Origin of the sequence: Halomonas organivorans (assembly GCF_014192055.1) — a bacterium.
In the GTDB taxonomy this organism is placed as follows: Bacteria; Pseudomonadota; Gammaproteobacteria; order Pseudomonadales; family Halomonadaceae; genus Halomonas; species Halomonas organivorans.
Window position 1 is genome coordinate 36,168 of the sequence record NZ_JACHXM010000023.1, and the last position, 18,199, is coordinate 54,366.

Here is an 18,199-nt window from a genome sequence, read left to right on the forward strand (position 1 = left end):
ATGAACGAACTCGCCACCCGCGACGACGCTCGTCGCCACGAGGACAGCATCGACGTCCAGGGCCTGGAGCGGCTGATCCACAGCCACGCCAACCACCTGGACGCCGATGAGGACTACTGGTTCCGGCTGCGCGGCCACAACCTCAACCCGCTGGTGGATGCCGCCAGCTCGCTGCTGGGGATGGTGGTGCGGGTCCGTCAGCTCGACCGTCTCGACGACATCGAGCGGCTCTACCGCCAGGTGGTCGACGAGATCGCCGCCATCGAGGTCGAGCTCACCGAGCAGGGCTACGACCGGCCGACCCTGCTGGCCTACCGCTACGTGCTGTGCTCGTTCATCGACGAGGCGGTGATGAGCACCGACTGGGGGCAGCAGAGCCAGTGGGCCGGCCACTCGCTGCTGGCGCGCTTCCACAACGAGACCTGGGGCGGCGAGAAGGTGTTCTCGATCCTCGCCAGGCTGCGCCAGGAACCGCGCCGCTACCGCGACCTGCTGGCCTTCATCTACCTGTGCCTGTGCCTGGGCTTCGAGGGTCGCTACAAGGTCATGCCCCATGGACGCGAGGAGTACGAGCAGGTGCTGCGCGAGCTCGGCGACCAGCTGGTGGCCCTCGACGAACCCGGTGAGGAGGGCCTGACCCATCCGCTGGACAACGTGCTCGCCGCCGGTCGCCGCCAGGGCGACGGCCTGCCGCTGTGGGGTATCTTCGCGCTGTTCGCGCTGGCCATGGCGCTGGTCTATGCCGGCTTCTCACTGTCGCTGGAGGAGCAGGCCGACCAGGTCGGCCTGCTGCTGGAACGCATCATCGACTAGCCGCCGGGCGGCTCGAACCACCGCTTGCTTACGATATCGAGGGAGAGACCATGCTCAGGGTAGAGCTACCGGCACTGATCGGCCGACTGAACGCCATCGCCCGCCAGGCACTGGAAGGGGCCGCCGCGCTGTGCGCCGAGCAGCAGGCCGCCGAGGTGGGCGTCTCCCACCTGCTGCTGGCCGGCCTCGACCAGCCGCTGTGTGACCTGCGGGTGCTGCTCGACGCCGAAGCGATCGAGCCCGAGGCGCTGCGCCGTGCGCTCACCGAGGACGCCCGGCCGCCCCGCGACCTGGAAGTGGCCACGCCGAGCTTCTCGCCGCTGCTGGTCGAGCTGCTGCAGGACGCCTGGCTGCTGGCCAGCACCGAGCTCGAGCATCGCGAGCTGCGCACCGGGGTAATCTTCACCGCCCTGTTGCACCATGCGGGGCGCTACCTGGGGCCGCGCGGCGAGCGGCTGCTGGCCGGCATCAACCGCGAGCGGCTGCGTCGCGACTTCGCGCGGCTGACCCGCGAGTCCGCCGAGGCCGCCGATCCCGAGGGCGAGCGCCCGGCCCCCGCGCGGGGCGCGGCCGGCGACGACAGCGCGCTGGCGCGCTTCGCCACCTCGCTGACCGAGCAGGCGCGCCGCGGCGAGCTCGACCCGGTGCTGTGCCGCGACCCCGAGATCGACCAGATGCTCGATATCCTCGGCCGCCGGCGCAAGAACAATCCCATCGTGGTGGGCGACGCCGGGGTCGGCAAGAGCGCCGTGGTGGAGGGCCTGGCCGCGCGCATCGTCGAGGGCCGGGTCCCCGACGCGTTGGCCGGCGTGGAGCTGGTGTCGCTGGACCTCGGTGCCCTGCAGGCCGGGGCCTCGGTCAAGGGCGAGTTCGAGAAGCGCTTGAAGGCGGTGATCGAGGAGGTCAAGGACGCCGCCGTGCCGACGCTGCTGTTCATCGACGAGGCCCACACCCTGATCGGCGCCGGCAACCCGGAGGGCGGCGCCGATGCCGCCAACCTGCTCAAGCCGGCGCTGGCCCGCGGCGAGCTGCGCACCATCGGCGCCACCACCTGGCGCGAGTACAAGAAGCACATCGAGAAGGACCCGGCGCTGTCGCGGCGCTTCCAGCCGGTCGCCCTGGGTGAGCCGAGCGTCGAGCAGGCGCTGGTGATCCTGCGCGGCCTGCGCGACGTCTACGAGTCGACCCACGGCGTGCTGATCGGCGACAGCGGCCTGCGCGCCGCCGCCGAGCTCTCGGCCCGCTACCTGGCCGGACGCCAGTTGCCCGACAAGGCCATCGACGTGCTCGACACCGCCGGTACTCGCCTTGCCCAGGCCCTGGACACGCCGCCGCGCCGGCTCAGCCACCTGATGAGCGAGCAGCTGGCCGCCCGGCGCGAGCACGAGCAGCTCGAGCGCGAGGCGCTGCTCGGCCGCCATCCCGACGCCGCCCACCGCGACGCCCTGGCCGAGCGCCTGGCCCGGCTGGACGAAGAGCGCGAGACGCTGGAGGCCGCCTGGCGCGAGCAGCGCGAGTGCGTCGACGCCATCCTGACCCTGCATCGTGAGCTGCTCGATGGCGCGCAAGACGAAATGAGCGATGGCGAGGCGGAAGGCGAGACAGAAGGCGAGAAAGAAGGGGAGAACGAGGGCGGCGAGAGCGCCGACCAGGCGCGCACCCGGCGCACGGCCGCGCTGGCCGAGCACGAGGCGCGGCTCGCCGAGCTGCAGCACGAGTTCGCGCTGGTCAACGCCAGCGTCGAGGAGGCCCAGATCGCCCAGGTGATCGGCGACTGGACCGGCGTGCCGGTGGAGCGCATGACCCGCGACGAGCTGGCGCGCCTCACCGAGCTGCCGGAGGAGCTGGGCCGGCTGATCAAGGGCCAGGACCTGGCCATCGAGCGCCTGCACCGACACCTGCTCACCGCCCGCGCCGACCTGCGCCGCCCCGGGCGCCCGCTGGGCGCCTTCCTGCTGGTCGGCCCCAGCGGCGTGGGCAAGACCGAGACCGTGGTGCAGATCGCCGAGAGCCTCTACGGCGGCCGCCAGTTCCTCACCACCATCAACATGTCCGAGTACCAGGAGAAGCACACCGTCTCGCGGCTGATCGGCTCTCCGCCCGGCTACGTGGGCTTCGGCGAGGGCGGCCTGTTGACCGAGGCGATCCGCCAGCGGCCCTACTCGGTGGTGCTGCTCGACGAGGTCGAGAAGGCCCACCCGGACGTGCTCAACCTGTTCTACCAGGCCTTCGACAAGGGCGAACTTGCCGATGGGGAAGGGCGTGCCATCGACTGTCGCAACGTGCTGTTCTTCATGACCTCGAACCTGGGCTATGACGCCATCGTGCGCCACGCCGACGACCGCGAGGCGATGGACGCGGCGCTCTACCCGGTGCTGGCCGACTTCTTCAAGCCGGCGCTGCTGGCGCGCATGGAAGTGGTGCCCTACCTGCCGCTGTCCCGCGAGATCCTCCACGACATCGTCGGCGCCAAGCTCGAGACCCTGGCCGGACGCATCCGCGACCGCCATCGCCAGGCCGAGGTGACGCTGTCGCCGACGCTGGCCGAGGCCATCTGTGCCCGCGCCACGCGCAGCGAGAACGGCGCGCGGATGCTCGAGTCGGTGATCGACGGCGAGCTGCTGCCGCCGGTGTCCCGGGCGCTGCTCGAGCGCCTGGCGCGCCGCGAGCCGGTAAGCCGCGTCGCGCTCGGCGCCGACGAGCACGGCTTCACCGCGGAGGTGGACTGAAGTGAGCGGCGACGGCGTGCTCGACGTGGCCCACGGCGAGGCCCCGGCGCTGGCCGGCATGGCCGAGGCGCTGCGGCTGGTCGAGGGCCACTCGCCTGCCGAACTGCGCCAGCGCGGCCTCGCGCTGCTGCGCGAGCGGCTGGGCGTGGCCTGGGCACGCTGCCTGTTCCTGGATGCCAGCGGCCGCTGGCTGGGCGAGGACGGCGACGACGCCTGGCTTGCCTGCGACGATTTTCGTCACCCCTATGCCCATGCCATCCGCGGCGGGAAGCCGCTCGTGCTGGGCCTCGGCGAGGCCCGAATCCGGCTGGATCACGAGGCGTTCCAGGCGGCCATCGCTGGGCTGCCCGCGGCCTGGCGCCTGGCGGTGCGCCCGCTGCGGGCCCAGGACGGCAAGCGCGAGTGGCTCGGCGCGCTGGCCTTCGCAGGTCCCGCCGAGCGCGTCGAGGCGCTGAGCGAGTGCGACGACTTCCTGGCCTTCGAGTCGCTGCTGTGTCGCCTGTGGGCCTGGCTGGCTCGCCAGCACGACGAGCGCCGCGACCAGGCGCGGCTGCGCGACTCCCTGGCCGAGCTCAACGACGGCGCGCGCCGGCGCACGCTCGGCGAACGCCTCGCCCAGCGCATCCTCGGCGAGTCGCCGGCCATCCGCGCGCTGCGCGACCAGCTGGTGCGCGCCGCCGAGACCCATCTGGCGGTGCTGCTGCAGGGCGAGACCGGCACCGGCAAGGAGCTGGTGGCGCGGGGCATCCACGAGGTCTCGGCGCGCCACGAGGCCCCCTTCATGGCGATCAACTGCGCGGCGATTCCCGAAAGCCTGCTCGAGGCCGAGCTGTTCGGCCACGTGAAGGGCGCCTTCTCCGGCGCCGAGCGCAGCCGCGAGGGGCTGTTCGGCGAGGCCGACGGCGGCACCCTGTTTCTCGACGAGATCGGCGACATGCCGCTGGCGCTGCAGGCCAAGCTGCTGCGCGTGCTGGAGTCGGGCTGCTATCGCCCGCTGGGCGGCGACCACGAGCGTCGGGTCGACCTGCGCCTGGTGGCGGCCACCCATCAGCCGCTGCACCGGCGCATCCGCGAAGGCGACTTCCGAGCCGATCTCTATTACCGGCTCGGCCAGTTCCCGCTCACGCTGCCCGCGCTGCGCGAGCGGCGCGAGGACATCCCCGCGCTGGCCCAGTCCTTCGTCGATGACTTCTGCCGGCGTGAAGGCCGCGAGGACATCGGCCTCGGCCGCGCCACGCTGCGCGCGCTCGCCGAGCGTGACTTTCCCGGCAATGTGCGCGAGCTCAGGAACCTCGTCGACTACGCCTGCGCCATGACCCGCGACGGCGAGGACATCGCGCCCGAGGCGCTGCCCGTCGCCGGGACGGCGCCGTTCGGCGACAACGATGAGGCGTCCGGCGCCGGTCACGAGGAGATCTTCGACCTGCGCCGGGCGCTGCGCGACTACGAGGCGACGCTGATCCGCCAGCGCCTGGCCCGCTTCGACGGCAATCGCACCCTGGCCGCCGAGAGCCTGGGCCTGCCCAAGCGGACCCTGGCCCACAAGTGCCGACAGCTGCAACTGGATAGCCCATGAACACCACAGACCTTTTCTCCGGTTCGCGCGCCCCGCGGCGCCGACTGGCCGGCCTGGCCCTGCTGCTGGCCGCCGGGCTGTCGCCGGCTCCGGCTCTGGCCCAAGACCAGGACAGCCGCCTGCAGGCGGCCGAGGCCTGCGCCGAGCAGCCCTCTCGGCTGGGACGGCTCGAGTGCTACGACGGCCTGTTTCGCGATCGCCCCGTGTCGGCCGACGCATCGGCCACGCGTTCGACGCTGTGGCAGGCGGTCGCCGACCAGGAGACCGAGCGCGGCCCCGACGATGTCGGCGTGCTGGTGCGCGAGAGCCCCGACCGGGTGCTGATGAGCGCCCCGGCGCTGGGCACGCTGCCGCCGCGTCCGTTGCTGGTGATCAGCTGCGACGACGCCATCACCCGCTTCCAGCTCCATCTGCACGAGCCCATCGAGGCCACGCGGGCGCCGCTCAGGCTGCGCGGTGACGGCGTCACCCTCGACCAGACCTGGCGGGCGCTCGACGACGGCCACGTGGTCAGCGGCGGGCGAGGACTGCCGGCCATCGGCACCCTGAAGCGCCTGCTGGGCGGCGAGAGTCTGGAACTTGGCAGCGAGCTGCCCGCCATCGATGGGCTGCGCTTCGATCTCGACGGCTGGCGCGCGGCGATCGAGCCGCTGCGCACCATGTGTCGCTGGTAGCGAGGAGGATCATGCGTATCACCCAGCCCCCCCAGCTCGAGCCGTTGCTCGCCCCGCTCGGCGAGGGCGTCGGCGTCCCGGTCGCCGACCACGAGTACTACGACTGGCTCGACGAGCAAATGATGAAGGTCGGCTCGCTGCAGCACGGCGAGGTCGACTGGGCCGGCGCCGAGACGCGGGCCGCGCGGTTGCTGGCCGAGACCGGCAAGGACCTCAAGGTGCTCGGCCACTTGCTGCACTGCTTGCAGCACGATGCCGACCCGGCGCGCTTCGCACTGTCGCTGTCGCTGCTGGCCGGCGCGCTGGACGCCTGGTGGGAGGACGCCTATCCCTTCGCCGGGCCGCGCGGCAAGCGGGCGCGCCCCAAGCTGTTCCAGCAGTTCGCCCAGCGGGCGCTGAGCCTGGCCGGCGCGCTGGACTTCCTGGGCGCCGCCGAGGAGCACCAGGCCTGCCGCGAGGCGCTGGCGCGGCTGCGCGACCGGGCCGCAGGCCATGAACTGCCGGACGAGCCGCTGGCGGAGCTGGCGCGGCTGTTCGAGAAGTCTGCGCCCTCGGCACCGGCGCCGTCGACCCGCTCCGAGGCAACCGCCACCGCCAGCGCAGGCGGTACGACCACCGGGCCATCCGTCGGCGAGGCAGAGCCCGCCGCGACCCGGGCGCCTGAGGCGCGGCTCGAGTCCGGCAACGAGCGGGGCAATCGCCAGGCATTGCTCAAGATGGCCGACTTTCTCAACGAACAGTCGCCCGGCGAGGCGCTCGGCTACCGGCTGCGGCGCCATGCGGTCTGGCACGCCATCCAGGGCCTGCCGATGACCCGCGACGGCCAGCGCACCGAGCTGGCACCGGTGTCCGCCGACCGGGTCGCGGAATATCGCGAGGCCGCGGCGGGCCGGCCGACGGCGGAGGACTGGCGGCGCATCGAGAACAGCCTGGCGCTCGCCCCTTACTGGCTCGAGGGCCATCGGCTGAGCGCCGAGGTGGCCCGCCGGCTCGAGCATCCGCGCTGCGCCGAGGCGATCCGCGACGAGGCCGCGCGCTTCGTCGAGCGGATGCCGGGCATCGAGGCGCTGACCTTCAGCGACGGCACCGCCTTCCTCGATGGCGCCACCCAGGGCTGGCTGGCGGACGTGGCCGGCCCCGGGGCGCCGGCGGCGCCCATGGGCGGCGGCGATCCCTGGCAGGCCGGCCTGGACACGGCCCGGGAACGGCTCGCCGAGGAGGGGCTGGCGCCGGCGCTGGCGGTGCTCGACCAGGGGCTGGCGGCGGCGGCGTCGCCCCGCGAGGGCGTCTACTGGCGCCTGGCCAGCGCCGACCTGCTGCACGAGGCCGGTCTCGCCGCGCTGGCCCGGCAGCACTATCAAGCATTGCAGGATGCCGTGGCGAATCTCGCGCTGGAAGGCTGGGAGCCGGCGCTGCCGGCTCGCCTCGCGGCGGCGCTCGAGGCATGACACACGGCGATCCGACGGAATCGACAGGGACGAGGGAGCAAGGCTCATGTGGAAACAAGTGAAGGCCGGGCTGAGCCGCTGGGTGCCGGGCATGTCCCGGGCGGAAAGCCAGCTCAACCAGGCACGCGGACACGCCAACAAGGCCAAGGGCCTGAAGCGCCTGGGCGCCTGGCTGTGGGGGCTGGCGGCGATCGCCCTGCTGGTGGCGATCTGGTGGCTGGGGCCGCAGTGGCAGGCCTTTGGCGGCCGCCCGCTGGGGCCCTGGGTCAACCGCCTGCTGGCCAGCCTGGCGCTGGCCGGCGTGGTGGCGGTGGTATGGGGCATTCGCCTGGCGCGGCGGCTGCGTGCCATCGACGAGGAACGCCTCCACGACGAGCAGCGCCTGCAGGACCCGGTGATCGCCCAGCTCGAGCGCCAGGAGGAAAGCCTCGACGCCACCCTGCATGAGCTCACCGACAGCCTCGGTGGCGGCGCCAACGCCCGCTACAAGCTGCCCTGGTACCTGGTGATGGGCGTCGAGAACGCCGGCAAGACCAGCCTGGTCAACCGCTCGGGGCAGAACTTTGCCCTGACCCACGTGATGAAGGCCTCCGGCCAGGGCAAGCGCGGCCGGCTGGGCTTCGACTGGTGGATCGGCGACAAGGCGGTGCTGATCGATCCCGACGGCGAGCTGCTGACCCAGGGCGCGCTGCAGGGCGGCGAACCGGCGGAGCTGGAGAGCCGGCTGTGGGATCACTTCGTCGACTGGCTGGAGCGCCACCGCGCGCGCCGGCCACTGGACGGCGTGGTGCTGGTGCTCGACCTGGCGCGGCTCAGCGACGCCGAGGTGGCGGTGCGCAAGGCCTACGCCTCGCTGCTGCGCGCCCGGCTGCGCGAGCTGATGGAACGCCACGGCAGCCGGCTGCCGGTCTACGTCACCTTCAGCAAGATGGACCTGCTGCACGGCTTCGACGACTTCTTCCGCCACTACTCGCGAGCCGCCCGGCGGGCGCCGCTCGGCTTCACCTTCTCCGCCGCCTCCCTCGAGCGCCCCGGGCGCTGGGAGGAGGAGTTCGCCGAGGCCTACGACGGCATGCTGGAACGGCTCAACCAGACGCTGCCGAGCCTGCTCGCCGAGTGCCGCGACCGCGACGAACGCGAGGCGGTGTTCCGCTTCGTGCGCCAGCTCGCCGGGCTGCGCGACGTGCTGCTGGGCTTCCTCGGCGAGGCGCTGTCCAGCGACCGATTCTCCACCGCGGCGCTGGTCCGCGGCGCCTACTTCACCTCGGTCTACCAGCAGGGCGTGCCGGAGGATCCCTTCGTCGACGCCGCGGCGCGCCGCTACGGCATGACCGACGGCGTACAGCCGGCCCACCGGGCTACCCGCTCGGCGCTCTATTTCACCGAGGAACTGTTCGAGCGCATCATCTATCCGGAATCGGGGCTGGCCGGCGACAACGCCCGGGCGGCGCGCCGCCGGCACCGGATACATCGTGCCAGCGCCCTGGCCTGCCTGTTCGTCGGCGCGGCCCTGGTCGGCGGCTGGTATCACTTCTACGAGAAGAACACCCAGGCCCTGGCCGCGGTGGAGGACAAGGCCGAGGCCTTCCTCGCCGTGCGCCCGGGCAACTGGCAGAGCGACGATCCCACCGGCTACGCGCAGCTCGAGCCGCTGGACCGCCTGCTCGGCGCCACCCAGGAGTTCGGCGACTATCGCTCGCGGCCCTGGCTGCTGGCCGACATGGGGCTCTACCAGGGCCACGAGCTGGGCGTCGAGGTCGACAACGCCTACCTGCGCCTGCTCGAGCAGCAGTTCCTGCCGGCGCTGATGATCGGCATCATGGATGAGATGAACCGCGCGCCGGAGGGCAGCAACCGGAAGCTGGCGCTGCTGCGCATCCTGCGCATGATGGCCGACCCCAGCGGTCGTCAGCCCCAGCGCGTCCACGACTTCATGGAGGATCGCTGGCAGGAGGCCTTCCCGGGCCGCGGCGACGTCCAGCGTCGGCTGCTCGGTCATCTCGACTACGCCCTGGCCTACACCGACCTGTCGGGCCACGCCGCGGCGGGGCTGGCCGGCGCCCGCCAGGCCATGGCACCGCTCGAGGGCAGCATCGATGCCGCCCAGCGGGAGCTCGCCCGCCAGCCCATGGCCGAGCGCGTCTACGCCTCGCTCAAGGCCGGCATGGCGCGACGGAGCGCCGCCCAGCTGGACCTGCGCTCGAGCGTCGGCTCGTCCTTCAGCCTGGTGTTCATGGCCCGCAACGACGAGGCCGAGCGGGTGCGCATCCCGGCGCTGCTGACCCGCAACGGCTTCGAGGGCTACTTCCTCGACCAGCTGGATCAGGCCACCGAGCTGGCGCTGATCGATACCTGGGTGCTCGGCCAGCGCGACGACATCGACTTCAGCGACGCCGATCGTCGCCGCCTGCAGGATGCCCTGCGCGAGCGCTACATCAGCGACTATCACGTCACCTGGCGCGAGGCCCTGGCCGACATTCGCCTGGTGCCGCTGCCCGACCTGCATCAGGCGGTGGTAGTGGCCGACGGCCTGCTCGGCGCCAGCCGCCCGCTGGACCGGCTGCTTGGCGAGGTGGCCGAGCAGACCCGGCTCTACCCGGAGCTGCCGGCCGACGACGAGGCCGCCCGCCAGGCCCTGCAGCAGTCGCCGCGCTATCGGCTGGCCAGCGAGATCGAGCGCCACTTCGCCGCGCTCAACGAGCTCGGCGAGGCACGCGGCGACAATCCCTCCAACCTCGACGAGATCAAGGCCGCCATCGGTGACCTGCGCGATTACCTGCGCCAGGTCGACGAGGCCAGCGACCGCGGCCAGCGGGCCTTCCTGCTGGCCCGCGACCGCCTTTCCCTGCAGGGCGAGGACCCGATCGCCAGGCTCCAGCGCATCGCCGAGGATACCCCGGCACCGGTGGGCGGCATGCTCGAGAGCCTGGCCGACCAGAGCTGGCAGCTGCTGATCGGCAGTGCGATTCGCCATCTGGAAAGCCAGTGGATGGATGAGGTGGTAGTGCCCTTCCAGCAGCGCCTGGCCGGCCGCTATCCGCTGGCGCCCCAGGCCTCCCGCGAGGTGGCGCTGGCCGACTTCGAGGCCTTCTTCGCCCCGGACGGCACCCTGGACGCCTTCTACCAGCGCAACCTCAAGCCGTTCATCGAGGGCGCGCCGGAGGCCCTGCGCAACGCCGAGGGCGACTCGCTGCTGCGCCAGGGCGTGCTCGACGCCGTGCAGCGCGCCGAGCGCATCCGCGAGGCCTACCTCAGCCGCGACGGCGTGCTCGACGTGCCCTTCAGCCTGGAGCCGCTGAGCCTCAGCGCCGACAAGCGCCGCGGGGTGATCAGCGTCGACGGCCAGTTGATCGACTACGCCCACGGCGCCAGCCGCCGGGTGCCGATGATCTGGCCCAACGGCCTGCGCGACACCAACGAGAGCCGGGTCACCCTGGTGCCGAGCGAGGTCAACCGCTCGCCGCGCACCCTGCGCCGCGACGGCCCCTGGGCCTGGTTCCGTCTGCTCGACGAGGCCCAGCTCACCGGTGCCGGCGAGAGTGAGCTGGAGCTCAGCTTCGAGGTCGACGGCGGCAGCATGCGCTATCGGCTGGTCGCCGACGGGCCGCGCAATCCCTTCACCCGGTCGCTGGTGGCGGGCTTCCGCCTGCCCACGGCCCTCTACGCCGAAGGAGGGCAGGACGATGCTGGCGACGCTTAAGCGCTGGCTGGGCGCGGCATCGGCCGAGCCCGCCAAGGGAGACAGCGGTGAATCGGCGCCGCAGGACGTGCCGCCGGCACTGGTGGCCGCCGGTGAGGAAGACATCGCGCTGCTGCTCGAGGCCGCCCGGCGCGCCGAGGGGGAGGGGCTCTCTCCCTGGGTGCTGCGCGACGAGGCGCGCCTGGAGACCCTGCGCCGTTCGCTGGAGTTCGTGGTGCACCGCGGCCTCTGGCTGCAGCGCGAGGCCGGCGAGGTGGCGCACTGGCAGGGCCGGCTGCTGGCGCTGCGCCACGGCGAGGGGCCGGTGCTCGGCATGCTGCTGGTGTGCCGGCGCGACGACGAGGCCGCCTGGCAGCTGCGCTTCTTCTTCATCGCCCCGGAGTGGCAGGGCCGTGGCCACGGCGCCCGGCTGCTGCTGGCCGCCCGCCGCGAGCTGCAGGGCACGCCGCTCAAGACCCGGCTGCCGCTGGCGGGGGCGGCGCCGGCCAGCCTGGAAGCGGCCGGCTTCCGGCGCATGCACGTGGACGCCGGTGGCGTGGCCAGCTTCGAGGCGCCCGTACAGTGGAACGATCAACGCCAACGCACGCGCGGCGCCTGAACGGCGCCCGCATCGGCAGGAGGACGACGCATGGGACGCAAGTTCGTATGGCTGGGGGATCTCGGCACCGATCACGAGGGCATTCCCCCCACGCCGGTGATGGCCGGCAGCCCGACGACGATGGTCGACGGCAAGCCGATGGTGCTCACCGGCCATGCCGTGAACGGCGGCGGCGTGGTGATCGGCAGCGCCAGCGGGGAGGGCAGCTGACATGGCCGACCGTAGCGGACTGCAGTTCACCCTGAGCCTCGCCGGGGCCGGCGAGGCGGCGCTTTCGGTGATCGACTTCACCTTCGATGAGGCGCTCTCTTCGCCCTTCCACCTGCGGGTGCGCTTCGCCAGCCGCGCCGGCGACCTCTCGCCGGAGGCGCTGCTCGACCGGCCGGCGAGCCTGACCGTGTGGCAGCACGGCGTGGCCCAGCGCCGGGTCCACGGCATCGTCGCCGAGTTCGGCCGCGGCGACCGCGGCCATCGTCGCAGCTTTTACGATGTGGTCATCCGCCCGTCGCTGTGGCGCCTCTCGCTGCGCCAGAACTCGCGGATCTTTCAGCGCGTCTCGCCGCTGACCATCCTCAACACGCTGTGCGACGAGCGCGGCCTGACCGACGTGGCCTTCGCGGTGACCCGTGAGCCCGCCGAACGCGAGTACTGCGTGCAGTATCGTGAAACCGACCTGGCCTTCATCGAACGCCTGGCCGCCGAGGAGGGGCTGTTCTACTTCCATGAATTCGAGGATTCCGACCTCGGCGCCCATCGGCTGGTGTTCGCCGACGACCCTCAGGTGCTCACCGGGCTCGGCGAGCGCACCTACCACCATCGCGCCGGCGGCACGCCGCCCCAGCGCCACCTGCGGCGGCTGACACAGACCGCCCGGGTGCGCCCGGCCCGCGCCCAGCTCAAGGACTATTCGTTCAAGCGCCCGGCCTATGCGCAACTGCACGAGCGCCAGGGCGACGGACTGGAGCAGCACAGCCAGCGGGAAGACTACGAGCACTACGACTATCCGGGGCGCTACAAGGCCGATGCCTCGGGCCAGGCCTTCACCCGCCACCGCCTCGAGCACCTGCGCCACGACGCCCTGACGCTGGGCGGCGAAAGCGACCTGCCGGAGTTGGCCCCTGGCACGCGCTTCAGCCTGGCCGACCACGACGTCGGCGAGTTCAACCGCGGCTGGCAGGTCGTCAAGGTGGTCCATCAGGGCGAGCAGCCCCAGGCGCTGGAGGAAGACAGCGTTGTCCAGGGCGATGGGGCCGGCATGACCCGCTACCACAACAGCCTGACGCTGACCCCGGACGACGCCACCTGGCGCCCGGAACCCGAGCCCAGGCCGCGGGTCGACGGCCCCCAGGTGGCCTTCGTGGTGGGCCCCGAAGGCGAGGAGATCTACTGCGACGCGCACGGCCGGGTCAAGGTGCAGTTCCCCTGGGACCGCTACGCGCCAGGGGACGAGACCAGCAGCGCCTGGCTGCGCGTCAGCCAGGGCTGGGCCGGCGGCGGCTACGGCTTCCAGGCCATCCCCCGGATCGGCCACGAGGTGATCGTCTCCTTCCTGGAGGGCGACCCCGATCAGCCGCTGATCACCGGGCGCACCTACCACGCGGTCAACACGCCGCCGTACCCGCTGCCCGAGCACAAGACGCGTACCACCTTCAAGACGCAGACCCATCAGGGGGACGGGTTCAACGAGCTGTGCTTCGAGGACAAGTCGGACGCCGAGTTCATTTACCTGCACGCCCAGCGAAATCTCGAGCTCCAGGTCAACAACTCGCGCCAGAAGCGAGTGGAATTCGATGACAGTGCTTCCATCGGCAACAACTCCTATCTGGCCGTGGCCAAGGACCGCGTCGAGACCATCGAGGGCAAGCGGGATGTGACCGTCGTCTCCGACCTGACCGAGAAGGTGGAAGGCAACCACGGCCAGACGGTCGGCGGCGACAGCCAGGCACGGATCGGCGGTGATCTTACCCTCAAGGCCGACGGCGAGATCGTGCTCGATGCCAGCAAGATCACCCTGGTCTCCGGAGGCACGGCGCTGGTGGTCGCCAACGGCAGCGTCGACGTCACACCGGCGCTGAACGTCGGCTCGGCGTCTCCCGGGGCCGCCGCCACGCCCGCCATCCCGGCGGTGCTGGAAGCCGCCGCCGGCGAAGGCGCGCCGTTCGTTTCACACTGCCCGGCCGAAGAGGAATGACTCATGGCAGAGCGTGATCTGTGGGTCGGTCGCTGCCATGTGAAGGCCCGCTATCCCGAAGCCCGCCAATGGTCGGCGGCGGTCGACGAGGCCGTGCTGGTCGCCGTGGTGACGGCAAGCGACGCCGCGACCGGGCAGGCACTGGTGGCGCAGCGGCTCGAGGAAGCCGGGCTCGACCTGCTGACGTTCGAACACGTGCAGACCCTGCTGCAGCGCTTCCGCGAGCAGGGCATGTCCAAGCCCCTGGTGGACCTCGCCGACCGCACGTCCACCGCCTCACCCGTGGCCTTCGGCGAGATGCTGCCGATCCTGCTCGAGCCGGAGGCGGCGCCAGCGCCGCAGGAGGCAGCTCCGCCCCCGGCGCCGACCTACGCCGAGATTGGCTGGGACGATCTGTTCGGCGCCACTCAGCCCCCGCTGTGGGCGGTCATCGATGGCGTGAACTGCCGCGAGGTCATGGCACGGCTCGCCGAGACCGATGTGCAAAGCGCCTGCCTCTACGCCTCGACGGACGCCGACACCCGCGCCATGGCCCCCTGGCTGGTGCGCCTGGAGCCCGACAGCGAACTGGTCAGCTGGCTCAAGGGCCTGCCCCAGGACCAGCACTGGGGCATCCTGCTGCAGTCCACGGCCACCCTGAAGCAGCTGCGTACCCACCTGCGCAAGTTCACCATGCTCTGGACCCCGGCCAACGACCAGGCGCCGGTCTACTTCCGCTTCTACGATCCGCGGGTGGCGCTGGACATGAGCCAGGCGTTGGCGTGGTGGAAGCTGACCGCCCTGATGGCGCCCATGGAAAGCCTGGTGATGAGCCTTTCGCCTTCGATGACCTTGCCGGCCGATCTGGAGCCGATGCCGGCGATTGGCCTGGATACCGGCGCCGACGAGGTGCAGGGGCGGTTGTTGCGCGTCACGGCCAATGCAGACACGCCTGTCGGCAACGCCCCGGGTCGCCAGTTCGTGATTGGCGACAAGGAGTACCGGCGCTTCGGTGAGCTGGCCCAGGCTCGATCACGACAGGCGTTGGCCCGGTCGCTTGCCGAGCCTTATCCCCAATCCTCAGAGGACAGGCGGCGGCGCGTTGCCGAGGAGGCAGTTCAACTGGGACAGCGCTATCGACTGTCCTCCACTCGGCAGATCGAGACGCTGGCCAGGTGCGTGATGGAAGTGGGAGCGGACTTCCCGCAGCGCTATCCGGAGGCCGGCCAGATACTCGACAACCCGTGCACCGCCGGCTGGCGAAAGCGTGAGCTGTTGGCGGCCTGGTTGCCCCGTGGCCGAGTCCGGCATGCGCTGATGAACGCCGCAGACGACGCGGCAAGCCTGGATAACTATCGGCCCATCACGGACGAGGAACGCTCATGAGCTATCAGCCGAGCCTCGAAGACATGGCGGTACTGGTGGAGCAGCAGCCGGAGCATTTCTCCAGCCCGGTGCAGACCCTGCGCTCCCTTCGATCGGCACTGCAGCAGGGTGACAACGCGGTGGGGCAGGTCGTGCAGGAGAATACGGTACGTGCCCAATACGAGGATTACCTGAACCACGGCGGCCAGCCGCTCACGGAAAGTCCGATCACGACCACACCGGAACCCGATGCCCCCACGCACGATAGCGAGTTCGGTGGCAGCTGTGTCGAGTGCGCATCACTGACGCCCTGCATAAAGAAAGTCGAGGTGGTGTGTCATGGTGGAGACAACCACCGCGTTACCCTGCAAGGAGGAAATGAGCTTGAGGATACAGACGGCACGATCTACTTCGTGGCCCATCAGTTTGTGACAGGCGAGGGGACGTTAGAGGATTTCCTGGAGGGGACGCAGCTCAAGGACGAGGGCCAGGTAGCGATCACGCTCGACAACTGCTCACACGGAGAGCACCGAGTGTACTGGACCGACGAAATCGACGGCACTGTGCTCAGCCCAGGAACGACCACGACCGTTGACTTTACGCTGATGACTGAGCCAGTTTCGCCCATCACCATTCCGCCCATGGGGGTGATACCACCGGAAGCGGGGCTCGCCGTTAAAGCAGCCACCATGCTGCTGGGTATCATCATGAATCGCACCGCCATGATAAGCGAGCAGCGCTTCCGTATCAGTCATGATGGCACCAATGATTTCTGCTTTACCTCGGTGACGTTGCCGCAACTCAAATTTGATGGTCTGGTGACGGTGGCGCCGCCCAGCGTGGATACACGCCCCGTGGGAAAACGCGAAGGTCGCGCTCTGGCTGCCCAACAGAACATGGGGCCGCGGGTCAGACAGGTCACGGCGCGGGAGGGCTGGGGGATCCATGCCGGACTTACCGTCGTGTGTGGTGCACACAATGAAGAGCTAAAAGTGGGGACAAGCCCCAGTGACACCATAACCTATGATACCGGCCCCTCGCTTCATCAAGCGCGAAACCAACGGCAACAGCAGAGCATGATTGGGCGATTCATCGGCACCTTGAGCGATGCATCGCAGCGTATCGCGCAAAATATCAGTGCGACAGAAAGTGATGGCAGTAAGCTGTTCAGCTTCTATAGCCACGGGCCAGAGTTGATGTTCGGTGCCACGACCGAACAGGCCGAAGAAGAAGGCACCCCCGGGGCCAGCTGGAAGATCACACCTGGACTTTCCATCGCCTATGAATGTGGCATCAGGCTGGATATCTATGAAGCCCTCAAGAGGGTGTTAGAGGCGCTGCCCTTGACGACCCCCGCGGGTGCTGCCGGACGGTCCCTGCTTGCTTTTCTGGAAGATGCCGAATCGGGCCGTGATTTGTTGGTAATAGAATATGGTTTTACTCCCTCGTTGTTTATGGAAGTGGGGCTGGGTATTGGCCCATCGCCCACGGAAGATACGCTCGGAAGCCATATGCTACGAGCCGATTACAGTGTGAAGAAAAAATGCTTTGAGAATGAGGCAGGACAGATCAGCATCAAGTTGGGTGCTGTTGTCGGTGGCGGAATGATGGGCTATTTTGATAGCCTTTTTACCGAAAAAACCGTCTTCAAGTATAGCGTGGAAGTGGCTACCAGTGGCAGCATCGATATTACTATTCAGGATGGGCAATGGGGTTACCAGCTTTCCCATGCCGGCGCTATGCTTCGCGTGCAAGGCTATAAAAAAGCGGATGTAGAGTCTAGTGAGGACGAGTCGGCTAGTGGTGGTAATACAAGGCGTCGCAGCGCCCAAGTAATTGAGACCGCCGATGGTAGTCGTTGGCAAGAAGATGGCAGCACCCACTCCTACCGCTTGGCCGAATCCTGGGAAGGAGAGTTTCATGCATTTACATAACGAAGGTTTACGGCGCCGTATGAGATCGCTGACTGCATTTATTTTATCGCTTATACTCAGTATGGGGGCACAGGCAATGGCACAGAGTGAAGAGTATCAGTTTGGCGTTCGGTGGAGTGTTAACGGCTTGCCATCATCTCTATACATGCATGGTATTATGCTCGATTTTGCCGGAACTCCAAGTAATTTTGATCGTCGTCAGCCGGTTAGTGAGTATATCAAAAGTGGTAAGAATTTTATTGATTTAAATACTTTTCCATATGAGTACGATTCCGAGCACGAAGTGCGAATTTCACTATTGTACTGGGAGCCGGGACAAAATCCCAACACCGACGCCAGTACCGCCTTTGAAGTCGTGATGAGGCCTGGAGTGGAAGGTGCTGATCCCGAGATCGTCTCGAGAGCCTTAGTCGCTCCCTTGCAGCCACGGGAAAGTGAGATACGATTTGTCAGGAAAGAAGACTTTGATACGTTACATATATCCTTTGATAACCGCCAGCCGATGCCCACCTGGTGTTGGGAAGAGGGTGACATGCTGCGTGACAACGAGGCAACTCGCGATAGCCTCACTCGCGAATACCGCCGCCTTCACTCGCTGTTTGCCGAGGGCAACAACGATGCGTTGTTGGCGGCCGCGTCGACAAGAACCAAGGAACTCGCCCTGGCCTCGGGTACCCCGGAAGACTATGTGAGACACCGCTTCAGCTACAACATGTTTTTCGACAATCCTGATATCTATCAATTAAATGATTTTCCGAAAGAGCCATTAACCCTGAATTTGGCGGCAGATAATCGAGTAGCTTGGCTGACAACGGAGGGGGTTCAGGTCCCTCTCAGGTTTAATCATGTGCACGAAAAGGGCGTTTCAAGCAAGGTGAGGCCTTACTTCATCCGCCGCAACGGTCAGTGGGAAATCTGCCGATGAAACCCATCGCACGCCAGGGCGACCTGCACCGCTGCCCATGCAGCGGCCACGGCGTCACGCCGATTGTCTCGGGCTCGCCCCAGTCTCGCGTCGAGGGTCAGCCGGTGGCCCGCGTCGGCGACAAGACCGCCTGCGGTGCCACCATCATCGAGGGCTCGGGCAGTGCCACCACGGATGGCCAGCCCACCGCGTATCTCGGCTGCAAGACCGACCACGGCGGCGAGATCATTTCCGCCGCCAGTCAGGCCATGGTCGAGCCGTGAGCTA

General features: G+C 69.0%; 13 protein-coding genes. All 13 read left to right on the forward strand.

Going from position 1 to position 18,199, the window contains the following annotated elements:
- Genes icmH through FHR96_RS17175 form a run of 13 tightly spaced genes read left to right on the forward strand, consistent with a single transcriptional unit; the run spans position 1 to position 18,195 of the window.
- Entirely contained in the window at positions 1–813 is an 813-nt protein-coding gene (gene icmH, locus FHR96_RS17115; RefSeq protein ID WP_183388943.1) for a type IVB secretion system protein IcmH/DotU, read from the forward strand.
- Positions 814–863: 50 nt separating this feature from the next.
- Positions 864–3,542 (forward strand): type VI secretion system ATPase TssH, encoded by a 2,679-nt coding sequence (gene tssH, locus FHR96_RS17120; RefSeq protein ID WP_183388944.1) that lies wholly within the window; start codon positions 864–866, stop codon positions 3,540–3,542.
- A gap of 1 nt (position 3,543) precedes the next feature.
- Positions 3,544–5,118, forward strand: a complete 1,575-nt coding sequence (locus tag FHR96_RS17125) for a sigma-54 interaction domain-containing protein (RefSeq protein WP_343066373.1) — start codon at positions 3,544–3,546, stop codon at positions 5,116–5,118.
- Positions 5,115–5,792, forward strand: a complete 678-nt coding sequence (gene vasI, locus FHR96_RS17130; protein WP_183388945.1) for a type VI secretion system-associated protein VasI — start codon at positions 5,115–5,117, stop codon at positions 5,790–5,792. Before FHR96_RS17125 ends, vasI begins: the two co-directional genes overlap by 4 nt.
- An 11-nt stretch (positions 5,793–5,803) precedes the next feature.
- A complete protein-coding gene (gene tssA, locus FHR96_RS17135) occupies positions 5,804–7,240 on the forward strand; it encodes a type VI secretion system protein TssA (RefSeq protein WP_183388946.1) in 1,437 nt (478 codons plus the stop codon).
- A 46-nt stretch (positions 7,241–7,286) separates the two neighbouring features.
- Positions 7,287–10,940, forward strand: a complete 3,654-nt coding sequence (gene tssM / locus FHR96_RS17140; RefSeq protein WP_183388947.1) for a type VI secretion system membrane subunit TssM — start codon at positions 7,287–7,289, stop codon at positions 10,938–10,940.
- On the forward strand, positions 10,924–11,538 hold the full coding sequence (locus FHR96_RS17145; protein WP_183388948.1) for a GNAT family N-acetyltransferase: 615 nt from the start codon (positions 10,924–10,926) through the stop codon (positions 11,536–11,538). The genes tssM and FHR96_RS17145 overlap by 17 nt, the downstream gene beginning before the upstream one ends.
- A gap of 30 nt (positions 11,539–11,568) precedes the next feature.
- Positions 11,569–11,748, forward strand: coding sequence for a hypothetical protein (locus FHR96_RS17150; protein WP_183388949.1), 180 nt, complete (start codon positions 11,569–11,571; stop codon positions 11,746–11,748).
- 1 nt (position 11,749) lies between these two features.
- Entirely contained in the window at positions 11,750–13,729 is a 1,980-nt protein-coding gene (locus FHR96_RS17155) for a type VI secretion system Vgr family protein (protein ID WP_183388950.1), read from the forward strand.
- A gap of 3 nt (positions 13,730–13,732) precedes the next feature.
- Complete coding sequence (locus tag FHR96_RS17160; protein WP_183388951.1) at positions 13,733–15,094, forward strand: DUF4123 domain-containing protein; 1,362 nt, start codon at positions 13,733–13,735, stop codon at positions 15,092–15,094.
- Positions 15,091–17,007 (forward strand): hypothetical protein, encoded by a 1,917-nt coding sequence (locus FHR96_RS17165; protein ID WP_183388952.1) that lies wholly within the window; start codon positions 15,091–15,093, stop codon positions 17,005–17,007. Before FHR96_RS17160 ends, FHR96_RS17165 begins: the two co-directional genes overlap by 4 nt.
- On the forward strand, positions 16,994–17,932 hold the full coding sequence (locus FHR96_RS17170; protein ID WP_246393009.1) for a hypothetical protein: 939 nt from the start codon (positions 16,994–16,996) through the stop codon (positions 17,930–17,932). Before FHR96_RS17165 ends, FHR96_RS17170 begins: the two co-directional genes overlap by 14 nt.
- Complete coding sequence (locus FHR96_RS17175) at positions 17,929–18,195, forward strand: PAAR domain-containing protein (RefSeq protein ID WP_183388953.1); 267 nt, start codon at positions 17,929–17,931, stop codon at positions 18,193–18,195. Before FHR96_RS17170 ends, FHR96_RS17175 begins: the two co-directional genes overlap by 4 nt.
- The last annotated feature ends 4 nt before the right edge of the window (positions 18,196–18,199 follow it).

Coding starts and splice junctions, on each gene's coding strand:
- icmH (WP_183388943.1), top strand. CDS start 1: ATGAACGAACTCGCCACCCGCGACGACGCTCGTCGCCACGAGGACAGC.
- tssH (WP_183388944.1), top strand. CDS start 864: ATGCTCAGGGTAGAGCTACCGGCACTGATCGGCCGACTGAACGCCATC.
- vasI (WP_183388945.1), top strand. CDS start 5,115: ATGAACACCACAGACCTTTTCTCCGGTTCGCGCGCCCCGCGGCGCCGA.
- tssA (WP_183388946.1), top strand. CDS start 5,804: ATGCGTATCACCCAGCCCCCCCAGCTCGAGCCGTTGCTCGCCCCGCTC.
- tssM (WP_183388947.1), top strand. CDS start 7,287: ATGTGGAAACAAGTGAAGGCCGGGCTGAGCCGCTGGGTGCCGGGCATG.
- FHR96_RS17145 (WP_183388948.1), top strand. CDS start 10,924: ATGCTGGCGACGCTTAAGCGCTGGCTGGGCGCGGCATCGGCCGAGCCC.
- FHR96_RS17150 (WP_183388949.1), top strand. CDS start 11,569: ATGGGACGCAAGTTCGTATGGCTGGGGGATCTCGGCACCGATCACGAG.
- FHR96_RS17155 (WP_183388950.1), top strand. CDS start 11,750: ATGGCCGACCGTAGCGGACTGCAGTTCACCCTGAGCCTCGCCGGGGCC.
- FHR96_RS17160 (WP_183388951.1), top strand. CDS start 13,733: ATGGCAGAGCGTGATCTGTGGGTCGGTCGCTGCCATGTGAAGGCCCGC.
- FHR96_RS17165 (WP_183388952.1), top strand. CDS start 15,091: ATGAGCTATCAGCCGAGCCTCGAAGACATGGCGGTACTGGTGGAGCAG.
- FHR96_RS17170 (WP_246393009.1), top strand. CDS start 16,994: ATGCATTTACATAACGAAGGTTTACGGCGCCGTATGAGATCGCTGACT.
- FHR96_RS17175 (WP_183388953.1), top strand. CDS start 17,929: ATGAAACCCATCGCACGCCAGGGCGACCTGCACCGCTGCCCATGCAGC.